Below are 11,276 nucleotides of genomic sequence, written 5' to 3' on the forward strand. Positions count from 1 at the left end.
TGGACGATGCCGCGCGGGCAGCCGTCACATCCATCGTCACGCCTGTTTCACCGCACGCATGAAGGCTTCGATCTTCGCCGCGTCCTTGATGCCCTTGGCCTGCTCAACCCCGCCGCTGACATCCACGGCGTAGGGGCGCACCTGGGCGATGGCCTGACCGACGTTATCCGCGGACAGGCCACCGGCCAAGATGATCGGCTTGCTCAGCGAAGCAGGTACCAGCGACCAGTCGAAGGCCTCGCCAGTGCCGCCCGGCACGCCCGGCACGTAGGTGTCCAGGAGAATACCTCGAGCCCCTGCATAGTGTTGGCAGGCAGCATGCAGGTCATCGCCAGGGCGCACCCGCAGCGCTTTGATCCAGGGCCGATGGTAACCCTCGCAATCGGCCGGGGTTTCGTCGCCGTGGAACTGTAGCAGGTCCAGCGGCACCACCTCGAGAATCTCGTTGAGCTCGCACCGCGATGCATTGACGAACAAGCCCACCGTAGTCACGAATGGTGGCAGCTCGGCGATGATCGCACGCGCCTGGCGCACATCCACCGCACGCGGGCTCTTGGCATAAAAGACCAAGCCGATAGCATCGGCACCGGCTTCGGCGGCCGCCAGGGCGTCCTCGATGCGGGTAATCCCGCAGATCTTGCTGCGAACGTTGCTCATGGACGGCGGACCTTGAGTGGGCGGTTAAAGGCCGGATGGTAGCAAATGACGTTTCGCCCGTCAGTCTGCCAATGCTTCGTACCCGGTGAGAAAGTGTGGACCGATGTAACGTTGCGGCAAGGCGAAGACCTCGGGGTATTCCACCTGGACCAGATACAGGCCGTAGGGGTGGGCCGTTACCCCGCCCTCGCGACGATTGCGTCCTTCGAGCACCTCGCGCGCCCAGGTCACGGGGCGCTCGCCCGCACCGATGGTCATCAGCACACCGGCGATGTTACGCACCATGTGATGGAGGAACGCCGTGGCGCGAACGTCCAGCACGATCATCTTGCCGTGGCGAGTGACGCGCAGGTGATAGATGTGCTTGATCGGCGACTTGGCCTGGCACTGGCTGGCCCGGAACGCGCTGAAGTCATGGGTCCCCAGCAGGAACTGCGCCGCCTCGGCCATGCGCTCGACATCCAGCGGCCGATGGTTCCAGGTGACCTCCTCGGCCAGGTGCGCGGGGCGGATCGGGTCGTTGTAGATGACATAACGATAGCGCCGTGCCACGGCCTTGAACCGGGCATGGAAATTCGCAGGCATCGGCCGTGCCCAGGTGACACTGATGTCGTTGGGCAGATTGAAATTGGTGCCCATGGTCCAGGCGCGCTCATCGCGCACCGCGCGGGTATCGAAATGAACGATCTGGCCACAGCCATGCACTCCGGCGTCGGTGCGCCCGGCACAGATCACTGAGATTGGCTCGTTGGCCACCGTCGACAGCGCTTGCTCCAAGGCTTGCTGGACGCTTGGCACGCCACTGGCCTGACGCTGCCAGCCACGGTAGCGCGAGCCTTTGTATTCCACGCCCAAGGCGATGCGGGAGTAGCCTTCGGCTGCCGATTCGGCTGCCTCGATGTCGTTGATGTCCAAGAACCTGAAACCTGTGGATGGAACGAAAGGCCGGCATTATAACGGCAACGGCAGCCACAAGGGCTGCCGTTATCGGGGGACCGGCCGTATTACAGCGGCGCTATCTTGACAGGCGGGCCCGCCCCACCTGTGCTGCGCGCGTGGGAATGGGCCAGGCCTCGGGAAGGTACTACACCAGGCGCGAAAGCATCTCCTCGGCTTCCTGGCGCTGGTTGTCATCACCATCCTTGACCACTTCGTCGAGGATGTCTCGCGCGCCTTGGTGGTCGCCCATGTCGATGTAAGCGCGAGCAAGATCCAGCTTGGTCGCCACTTCGTCAGCGCCGGAGAAGAAATCGAAGTCCAGGTCATCCAGCGGATCAAGCTCCTGGGCGGCATCTTCGGCGGTGAAATGCGGCTCGAGCGAAGGCGACTCAAGGCTCTGGGAAAGCTTGTCCAGCTCGGCGTTGACGTCGTCGAGCTCCGAGGCAAAGCTCTTGGCCGCAGGCGACTCATCGTCCAGCGACAGGGACAGGTCGAAGTCTTCCGGCAGTTCCAGTTCGGAGATTGGATCGAACTCTGGAATCTCGTCGAAGGCCGCCAACTCAGCCGCCACATCCACCGGTGCCTCTTCGGTCTCCACTGGAGCAGGCTCCGGCGACTGCGCCTCGCCAATGTCCAGATCGAAGTCGGCCAGATCGTCCAGGCTTTGTGGTTCGGTCTGGACCTGGGCCTGCTCGAGCAAGGCTTCGAAATCTTCGTCGGCATCGGTCTGGGGTGCGACAGGTTCGGCACTGTCCAGAACGGGTTCTTCGGCGACCACGGGCTCTTGCGGCAGCTCAAGCGCCGCATCCTCAGGAAGGTCATCATCCAAGCTGAGATCGAAGGCGCTGTCCAGATCGCTTTCATCGATAGCTGGCGCCTCGATGATCGCGTCCTGCTCAGGCTCCGGCTGTAGCTCCGCCTCGACCTGGGTAACGGCTTCTGGCTCGGGCTCTGGCGCAGGTTTGCCTTCAGCGACATCATCCGTGCTTTCCTGCAGCAGGTCCTGAACGTACTGCGCGTCCATTTCGGCAGCCAGGGCTGCGGCACCAAGGCCTGCAGCGGCCACTGCAACCATCGCCGGGAAACGCTCTTTGAGCGACTCGACTTCGGCCTTGTTCTGCTCGGTCGGCGCCAGTTGGCGCTCCTCGTTGGCGAACGCGTTCTGATCGCCCTGGCGGGCATAGACCTCCATCAGCTTAAGACGCAGGTCGCCACGCTCGGGGTGAGCGGCCAGCGCCGGCTCGAGCAAGTCAGCGGCGTGGTTCAGACGGCCTTGCGCCAAGCTCTGGTCGACCTCGACCAGCAGGCCGGCCAATGGATCGGTCACTGGCGCAGGCGAAATTGCAGGGGCGGGCTCCGGTGCCGGTGCAGCCGGTTTCTCCGCGGCAACGGCAGCCGCTGCGGAGGCTGCGACCACGGCGGGAGACAGCGTCACGCTAGGTGCCGACACCTCCAGGTCATCGAAGCTGCCCGGCGGCATGTTCAGGTCAGGGCCGCGCTCATTTTCCTCAGCCAAAGCCCGCGCCATGCGCAAGTGTTTCTCCGCTTCCTGCTGAGCCTTGCGCTTGCGCGCCAGAAGCAGCAGCAACAACAGCAACACCAGGAAAGTCGAACCGGCCAGCAACCCCAGCAACAGCGGGTTGCCAAGCAGCTCGTCGAGCACGCCTTGATAAGGGGTTTCCTTGACCACAGGCGCCGTGTCCACCGCTGCCGGCGCCGGTTCGACCACGGGCTCGGCCGGCGTCAGCTGGGCACTGACCGCAGGCTGCGCAGGAGCTGGCTCGCCTGGCAAGGCCGCTGCAGCAGGGGGCTGCGCTGCAGCACCCTGGGCTTCGAGGCGGGCCAGTTGATCGTTCTTGAGCTGGATCAGACGCTGCAGCTTGTCCAACTGGCTCTGCAGGTCTGCCATGCGGCTTTTGAGTTCTTCGTTGTCACGTCGGCTGGTGTCGAGGCTCTCCTGAGCCACGGCCAGCTTGTCGCTGAGCGCCTTGGCATCGCCCGCAGCGCCCTTGGCATCCGGGCTGACCAGGCGCAGGTTGTCACCTTGGGCGATGCGCGCCGGTGCGGCCTCGGCAGCGCCTCGGCGGGTCGCGTCCAGCTGACGGGCCCGCGGGCCCAGGCGTCGACCTTCACGCCAGGCAGCGTACTGCTCGGCAACTTCGCGAATGGCCTCGCCCTGTGGGATGTTCTGGATTTGCTGCTGGTCAGGCAGGCGCAGCACCTGCCCGACCTTGAGCTGGTTGATGTTGTTGCCGATGAAAGCATCCGGATTCAAGGCCTGGATAGCCAACATGGTCTGCTGGACCGAGCCGCCCTGGGTGTTACGCGCGGCAATCTGCCAAAGCGTATCGCGCCGCTTGGTGGTGTAGCGACCCGCGCCACTGACCGCCGGCGCGATACCAGCGGCGGAAGCCGCCTCGCCCTGAGCCTTGGGCTGATCGAGCAGCATGTTGTAGTCACGCAGCAGGCGACCTTGAGGCCACATCACCTGGACCAGGAATTTCACCACCGGTGCCGGCAGCGGCTGGCTGGAAGTCACCCGCAACACACTCTTACCGTTTGGGTTGATCACCGGCGTGAAGGTCAGGTCTTCGAGGTAGGAAGGGTAAGGCACCCCAGCCTTGGCGAATTCTTCCGGCGGTGCCAGGCTCGGCGCCACTTCGGCAGTGGTGAGGTCACGCACGTCGAGCAGTTCGATCTCGGCGTCCAGCGGCTGGTTCTGCGCCGACTTGAGGGTCAGCTCACCCAACCCGAGGGCATTGGCCATGCCCGACGACAGCGCCGAGGCTGCTGCCATGGCCAGAACCAGTTTGCGAATTCGAAGCATGACCTCTTCCCTTCTAAGAATCGTCCCTAGACCTGCGTGTGGTGTAGGACAAAAGTACGCGCCAGTATCTTTTACACCATGTCTTTTATCAACAATCCGGCCACTTGCACGGCGTTAAGGGCGGCCCCTTTGCGCACGTTATCGGTCGTCAGCCAAAGGTTGAGTTGTTCCTGCTCGTCGATGCCATGGCGTACACGACCAACATAGACCACGTCTTGCCCCACTGCGTCGCCGACAGCCGTCGGATAATCATCCGGCTCGACCAGCTCGATACCTTGTGCAGCCTCGAGCGCCTCATTGACCGCGACCAGGTCGACCGGGCGACGGCTCTGCACCGCCACACTGAAGCTATCGCCATAAAACACCGGGACTTGAACGCAGCTCACGGAGATTTTCAGCGCCGGCAGGTCGAGCAGCACACGCAACTCATCGACCAAGCGCCGCTCCAGGCTGGTATGACCGTGCTCGTCGGCGGCACCGACCCGCGCCAACACATTGAAAGCGACCTGACGATCGAAGAAGCGCGGCTCCAGCGGCCTGGCATTGAGCAGTTCGGCTGTCTGTCGGGCCAGTTCGCTCACCGCCTCCCGGCCTTGGGCCGACACGGCCAGGCTAGCCATCACCTGTACCCGCTCGATGTCGAGCAAGCCTTTGAGCGGGGCCAGCGCCACCGCCAGCGCGACGGCCGCTGCACTGGGGCTGGCAATTAGCGCGGGATGCTTGAGCTGGGCAACCTTGTCCCCGTTGGCTTCCGGGACCAAAGCCAATGCCTGCTCCAGTCCTCCGGACAGGTCGATCACAGAGCAACCGGCCTGCTGGGCCTTGGGAGCAAAACTACGGGTGACTGCGGGGCTTGCGGCAAAGAACGCCAACTTGACCTGAGAGAAGTCGAAACTGTCGACTTCCCGGACGCGCAGTTTCTTGCCCGCGAACATCATGTTGCTGCCAGCGGATTCCATACTGGCCAGCAAGTGCAGGGTAGCGACGGGGAATTCGAGTTCCTCGAGGATCTGGACGAGGGTTTCGCCGACGCTGCCGGTGGCGCCGATGATGGCGATGTCTATGGGCTGGGGCATGGTTGGGTCCTTCTGGTGGAACTTAGGGTGCGGCACTTTACTTGGATTGGGCGATGGGGAGTAGTTTTGCTTGGGCTTGGGCGCTTGGAGTTTTGAGCATATCCATTTTTTGTGGGGGCGCCACTGGCGCTTTGCGCCTTTACGGCGCAATGGTGAACTAGCGTCACCCTATCAAGTGGATATACCTTCCACCTCGCAACACCAACACCCGCCCCAAAAACAGAAAACCCACGCCAGGCGTGGGTTCTCGGTCAAAGCAAAGGTGCGATCAACGCTCGAGCAGGATCCGCAACATGCGACGCAGCGGCTCGGCAGCGCCCCACAGCAGTTGGTCACCGACCGTGAAGGCCCCCAGGTACTGAGAACCCATGTTCAGCTTGCGCAGACGGCCAACCGGCACGTTCAGGGTGCCAGTCACCTTGGTCGGGCTCAGTTCCTGCATGCTGATCTCACGCTGGTTCGGCACCAGCTTCACCCATGGATTGTGCTGGCTGATCATGCCTTCGATATCTGCCAGCGGCACGTCTTTGTTCAGCTTGATGGTCAGCGCCTGGCTGTGGCAACGCATGGCGCCGATGCGCACGCAGATGCCGTCGACCGGGATCGGGTTCTTGAAGCGTCCCAGGATCTTGTTGGTCTCGGCCTGGGCTTTCCATTCCTCACGGCTTTGGCCGTTCGGCAGCTCTTTGTCGATCCAGGGGATCAGGCTGCCTGCCAGCGGTACGCCGAAGTTCTCGGTCGGGAAGGCTTCGCCGCGCATGGTCTCGGCAACCTTGCGGTCGATGTCAAGGATGGCACTGGCCGGGTTGGCCAGGTCATCAGCGACCGCCGCATGGATACCCCCCATCTGCTTGATCAGCTCGCGCATATTCTGCGCACCGGCGCCGGAGGCGGCCTGATAGGTCATGGCGCTCATCCACTCGACCAGGCCCGCTTCGAACAGACCACCCAGGCCCATCAACATCAGGCTGACAGTGCAGTTGCCGCCGATGTAGTTCTTGGTGCCAGCGTCGAGCTGCTGGTCGATGACTTTGCGGTTGACCGGATCAAGGATGATCACGGCGTCATCCTGCATGCGCAGGGACGAAGCAGCGTCGATCCAGTAACCCTGCCAGCCGGCTTCACGCAGCTTGGGGAAGACTTCGTTGGTGTAGTCGCCACCCTGGCAGGTCAGGATGACGTCGAGGGTCTTGAGCTCTTCAATGCTATAGGCGTCCTTGAGCGGAGCAATGTCCTTGCCCACATTCGGACCCTGGCCACCCACGTTGGACGTGGTGAAGAACACCGGCTCGATGAGGTCGAAATCCTGCTCCTCCAGCATCCGCTGCATGAGCACGGAACCGACCATACCTCGCCAACCGATCAGACCTACACGTTTCATCGCAACTACACCTTTGCTAAAAGTGGGCCGCCATCGAAGGGAAGACGATGGCGGGCCAGAGAGATTACAGATTCCGCAGCGCTGCGACTACTGCGTCGCCCATTTCCTGCGTACCTACCTTGCTGCAGCCGGCCGACCAAATGTCGCCGGTACGCAGGCCCTGATCCAATACCACGCTGACAGCCTTCTCGATCGCGTCGGCGGCAACCACCTGGTTGAAGGTGTAGCGCAGCATCATCGACACCGACAGAATGGTCGCGAGCGGGTTGGCAATGCCAAGGCCTGCGATGTCCGGCGCCGAACCGTGGCAAGGCTCGTACATGCCTTTGTTGTTGGCATCGAGGGACGCAGACGGCAGCATGCCGATGGAACCGGTCAGCATGGAAGCTTCATCCGACAGAATGTCACCGAACATGTTGTCGGTCACCATCACGTCGAACTGCTTGGGCGCGCGGACCAGCTGCATGGCGGCATTGTCGACGTACATGTGGCTGAGTTCGACGTCCGGGTAATCCTTGGCCACCTCCTCGACCACTTCACGCCACAGTTGGCTGGAAGCGAGCACGTTGGCCTTGTCCACCGAGCACAGCTTCTTGCCGCGCACGCGGGCCATGTCGAAGCCGACGCGGGCAATGCGGCGCACTTCACTTTCGCTGTACGGCAGCGTGTCGTAGGCCTGGCGCTCGCCACCTTCCAGCTCGCGCTGACCACGTGGCGCACCGAAGTAGATACCGCCGGTCAGCTCGCGGACGATGAGGATATCCAGGCCCGCGACGATTTCCGGCTTGAGCGAGGAGGCATCGGCCAATTGCGGATAGAGGATGGCCGGGCGCAGGTTGGCGAACAGGCCCAGCTGCGAACGGATCTTGAGCAGGCCGCGCTCTGGACGGATATCACGCTCAAGCTTGTCCCACTTGGGCCCGCCGACCGCGCCGAGCAGCACGGCATCGGCCTTGCGTGCGCGCTCCAGGGTCTCGTCGGCCAGCGGAATGCCATGCTTGTCGATGGCGGCGCCGCCGATCACGTCGTGCTCCAGGGTGACGCCGAGCTGGAACTTGTCGTTGGCCAGCTCCAGCACCTTGACCGCCTCGGCCATGATTTCCGGGCCGATACCATCACCTGGGAGAATCAGAATCTGCTTGCTCATGCTTTCCTCTATCCATTCGAACGGCGCGCCTGCTCGGCCCACCGAAAAAAACCGGCCCGGCGAACCGGCGCCTGCCTACATCGTTACAGGAGCCGCCTAGCCGGGCAATCCGCGTATCAGGCGTCGCGGAACAACCAAGGCTGACTGGCCCGGTGCTTGGCCTCGAACGCCTGGATGGCGTCACTGTCCTGCAAGGTCAGGCCGATGTCATCGAGGCCGTTGAGCAAGCAGTGCTTGCGGAAGGCATCGATCTCGAAATGCAGCACCTTGCCGTCTGGACGTGTCACGGCCTGGGCTTGCAGGTCGATGGTCAGTTGGTAGCCCGGGTTGGCTTCGACCTGCTTGAACAACTCATCGACTTCTTCGTCGCTGAGGATGATCGGCAACAGGCCGTTCTTGAAGCTGTTGTTGAAGAAGATATCGGCGAAGCTCGGTGCGATGACGCTACGGAAACCGTATTCGTCCAACGCCCACGGCGCGTGCTCGCGGCTCGAGCCGCAACCGAAGTTCTCCCGCGCCAGCAGCACGCTGGCACCCTGGTAGCGCTCGTGGTTGAGCACGAACTCCTTGTTGAGCGGACGTTTGCTGTTGTCCTGGTAGGGCTGGCCTACGTCCAGGTAACGCCACTCATCGAACAGGTTCGGACCGAAACCGGTGCGCTTGATCGATTTCAGGAACTGCTTGGGAATGATCTGGTCGGTGTCGACGTTGGCGCGATCCAATGGAGCGACAAGGCCGATGTGCTGGGTAAAGGCTTTCATGCTGCGCTCCCTTGGATCAACTCGCGGACATCGATGAAGTGGCCGGTGACCGCGGCGGCGGCGGCCATGGCCGGGCTGACCAGGTGGGTACGACCTCCTGCGCCCTGACGGCCTTCGAAGTTGCGGTTGGAGGTCGAGGCGCAATGTTCGCCGCTCTCCAGGCGGTCCGGGTTCATCGCCAGGCACATGGAGCAGCCGGGCTCACGCCATTCGAAACCTGCCTCGATGAAGATCTTGTCCAGACCTTCGCGCTCGGCCTGGGCTTTGACCAGGCCCGAGCCTGGCACCACCAAGGCTTGCTTGACGTTCGCCGCGACCTTGCGGCCCTTGGCGATCTCGGCGGCGGCGCGCAAGTCTTCGATGCGCGAGTTGGTGCACGAACCGATGAACACACGGTCGAGCTTGATGTCGGTGATCGCCTGATTGGCGGCCAGGCCCATGTACTTGAGGGCGCGCTCGATGGAGCCACGCTTGATCAGGTCAGGCTCGGCAGCCGGATCCGGCACACGCTGATCGACGGCCAGGACCATCTCCGGCGAGGTGCCCCAGCTCACTTGCGGCTTGATCTGGGCAGCGTCCAGCTCAACGATGGTGTCGAACACGGCATCGGCATCGGAAACCAGCCCCTTCCAAGCCTCCACCGCCTGTTTCCACTGCTCGCCCTTGGGCGCGTACGGACGACCCTCGACATAAGCGATGGTAGTGTCATCCACAGCGACCAGCCCCACACGGGCACCGGCTTCGATGGACATGTTGCAGATGGTCATGCGGCCTTCCATGGACAGCGCGCGGATGGCGCTGCCAGCGAACTCCATCGCGTGGCCATTGCCGCCGGCGGTGCCGATCTTGCCGATCACAGCGAGGACAATGTCCTTGGCGGTCACGCCTGCAGGCAACTCGCCTTCGACGCGTACCAGCATGTTCTTCATTTTCTTGGCAACCAGGCACTGGGTGGCCAGCACATGCTCGACTTCCGAGGTGCCGATGCCATGGGCCAGCGCGCCGAAGGCGCCGTGGGTCGAGGTATGCGAGTCACCGCAGACGACGGTCATGCCTGGCAAGGTGGCGCCCTGCTCGGGGCTGATGACGTGCACGATGCCCTGACGTTCATCGTTCATCTTGAATTCGACGATGCCGTATTCGTCACAGTTCTCGTCGAGGGTCTGCACCTGCAGGCGCGACACTTCGTCGGCGATGGCTGCGATGCCGCCCTTGCGCTCTGGCGTGGTCGGCACGTTGTGGTCAGGGGTCGCGATGTTGGCATCGATACGCCATGGCTTGCGGTTGGCCAGACGCAGGCCTTCGAAGGCCTGGGGCGAAGTCACTTCGTGGATGATGTGACGATCGATGTAGATCAAGGACGAACCGTCGTCGCGCCGCTTGACTTCGTGCGCATCCCAGAGTTTGTCGTAGAGCGTTTTGCCAGACATCTGACTATTCCTCATCAGCGTATTTCTATGCCAATAACCCCTTGGCTTGTACGGTCGATGCTATGGGGTTAGATTGAATAACTCAAATTCATAATTTTTATGCTTTGGATAACCAATAGGAATTCTAAGCCGTGGACCTGGCCAACCTCAGTGCCTTCATCGCCATTGCCGAAACCGGAAGTTTTTCCGGTGCCGGGGAACGCCTGCACCTGACCCAGCCGGCTGTCAGCAAACGCATTGCCGGGCTCGAACAGCAACTGGATGTGCGCCTGTTCGATCGCCTGGGTCGGGAAGTGACCTTGACCGAGGCCGGGCGCGCCCTGCTACCGCGCGCCTACCAGATCCTCAATGTCCTGGATGATACCCGACGAGCCCTGACCAATTTGACCGGTGAGGTGAGTGGTCGCCTGACCCTCGCCACCAGTCACCACATCGGCTTGCACCGCTTGCCCCCGCTATTGCGGGCTTTCACCCGCGAGCATCCGGCGGTGGCGTTGGATATTCAGTTCCTGGATTCGGAAGCGGCCTACGACGAGATTCTGCATGGGCGCGCAGAGATCGCGGTTATCACCCTGGCTCCCGAACCCCACCATCTGGTGCGTGCCGTGCCCGTCTGGGACGATGCACTGGATTTCGTCGCCGCACCGGAACACCCCTTGGCCAGCAACCAGCAGGTCAGCCTGGCCGATGTCGCCCGTCACCCGGCGGTATTCCCCGGCGGCAATACCTTCACCCACCATATCGTCCAGCGGCTGTTCGAAAGTCAGGGCCTGACGCCGAACATCGCCATGAGCACCAACTACTTGGAGACCATCAAGATGATGGTTTCCATTGGGCTTGCCTGGAGCGTGCTACCGCGCACCATGCTCGACGAGCAGGTTGCACCCATCGCCTTGCCCGGCATACAGCTGTCGCGCCAGCTAGGCTACATTCTGCATACGGAACGCACGCTGTCGAACGCGGCCAAGGCCTTCATGGCGCTGCTCGACAGCCACGCAGCGACCGCCTGAGCGCAGTCGGCCGGTCTTCCACACTACAGGGACGCGTCATCCGCCAAA

At 62.6% G+C, this 11,276-nt stretch carries 9 protein-coding genes; 1 reads left to right on the forward strand and 8 read right to left on the reverse strand.

Annotated features, from left to right (window positions below; genetic code table 11):
* Positions 1-36: 36 nt before the first annotated feature.
* From J5X93_RS18380 to leuC, 8 genes are all read right to left on the reverse strand, one after another.
* Entirely contained in the window at positions 37-657 is a 621-nt protein-coding gene (locus J5X93_RS18380; RefSeq protein ID WP_043206825.1) for a phosphoribosylanthranilate isomerase, read from the reverse strand.
* A 60-nt stretch (positions 658-717) separates the two neighbouring features.
* Positions 718-1,572, reverse strand: coding sequence for a tRNA pseudouridine(38-40) synthase TruA (gene truA, locus J5X93_RS18385; RefSeq protein ID WP_043206829.1), 855 nt, complete (start codon positions 1,570-1,572; stop codon positions 718-720).
* Between the two features lie 169 nt (positions 1,573-1,741).
* Entirely contained in the window at positions 1,742-4,423 is a 2,682-nt protein-coding gene (locus J5X93_RS18390) for a FimV/HubP family polar landmark protein (RefSeq protein WP_250033800.1), read from the reverse strand.
* 71 nt (positions 4,424-4,494) lie between these two features.
* The gene (locus tag J5X93_RS18395) at positions 4,495-5,499 is read right to left on the reverse strand and encodes an aspartate-semialdehyde dehydrogenase (protein ID WP_182815970.1); all 1,005 of its coding nucleotides are present in this window, start codon (positions 5,497-5,499) and stop codon (positions 4,495-4,497) included.
* 268 nt (positions 5,500-5,767) lie between these two features.
* A complete protein-coding gene (asd, locus tag J5X93_RS18400) occupies positions 5,768-6,880 on the reverse strand; it encodes an aspartate-semialdehyde dehydrogenase (RefSeq protein WP_043206838.1) in 1,113 nt (370 codons plus the stop codon).
* Between the two features lie 64 nt (positions 6,881-6,944).
* Positions 6,945-8,027 (reverse strand): 3-isopropylmalate dehydrogenase, encoded by a 1,083-nt coding sequence (gene leuB / locus J5X93_RS18405; protein WP_043206840.1) that lies wholly within the window; start codon positions 8,025-8,027, stop codon positions 6,945-6,947.
* Positions 8,028-8,143: 116 nt separating this feature from the next.
* Positions 8,144-8,788 carry a 3-isopropylmalate dehydratase small subunit gene (leuD, locus tag J5X93_RS18410; protein ID WP_043206841.1) on the reverse strand — a complete coding sequence of 215 codons (645 nt, stop codon included), beginning with the start codon at positions 8,786-8,788 and terminating at the stop codon, positions 8,144-8,146.
* A complete protein-coding gene (gene leuC / locus J5X93_RS18415) occupies positions 8,785-10,218 on the reverse strand; it encodes a 3-isopropylmalate dehydratase large subunit (protein ID WP_043206843.1) in 1,434 nt (477 codons plus the stop codon). Before leuC ends, leuD begins: the two co-directional genes overlap by 4 nt.
* 131 nt (positions 10,219-10,349) lie before the next feature.
* Here leuC and J5X93_RS18420 point away from each other — a divergent pair, with 131 nt between their 5' ends.
* Positions 10,350-11,228, forward strand: a complete 879-nt coding sequence (locus J5X93_RS18420) for a LysR family transcriptional regulator (protein WP_090343803.1) — start codon at positions 10,350-10,352, stop codon at positions 11,226-11,228.
* Positions 11,229-11,276: the final 48 nt, after the last annotated feature.

Origin of the sequence: Pseudomonas sp. BYT-1, assembly GCF_023611805.1 — a bacterium.
In the GTDB taxonomy this organism is placed as follows: Bacteria; Pseudomonadota; Gammaproteobacteria; order Pseudomonadales; family Pseudomonadaceae; genus Aquipseudomonas; species Aquipseudomonas guariconensis.

What these genes read in the sequence shown, in the direction of transcription:
- J5X93_RS18380 (WP_043206825.1), bottom strand. Translation starts at nt 657, where the DNA reads ATGAGCAACGTTCGCAGCAAGATCTGCGGGATTACCCGCATCGAGGAC.
- J5X93_RS18390 (WP_250033800.1), bottom strand. Translation starts at nt 4,423, where the DNA reads ATGCTTCGAATTCGCAAACTGGTTCTGGCCATGGCAGCAGCCTCGGCG.
- J5X93_RS18395 (WP_182815970.1), bottom strand. Translation starts at nt 5,499, where the DNA reads ATGCCCCAGCCCATAGACATCGCCATCATCGGCGCCACCGGCAGCGTC.
- asd (WP_043206838.1), bottom strand. Translation starts at nt 6,880, where the DNA reads ATGAAACGTGTAGGTCTGATCGGTTGGCGAGGTATGGTCGGTTCCGTG.
- leuB (WP_043206840.1), bottom strand. Translation starts at nt 8,027, where the DNA reads ATGAGCAAGCAGATTCTGATTCTCCCAGGTGATGGTATCGGCCCGGAA.
- leuD (WP_043206841.1), bottom strand. Translation starts at nt 8,788, where the DNA reads ATGAAAGCCTTTACCCAGCACATCGGCCTTGTCGCTCCATTGGATCGC.
- leuC (WP_043206843.1), bottom strand. Translation starts at nt 10,218, where the DNA reads ATGTCTGGCAAAACGCTCTACGACAAACTCTGGGATGCGCACGAAGTC.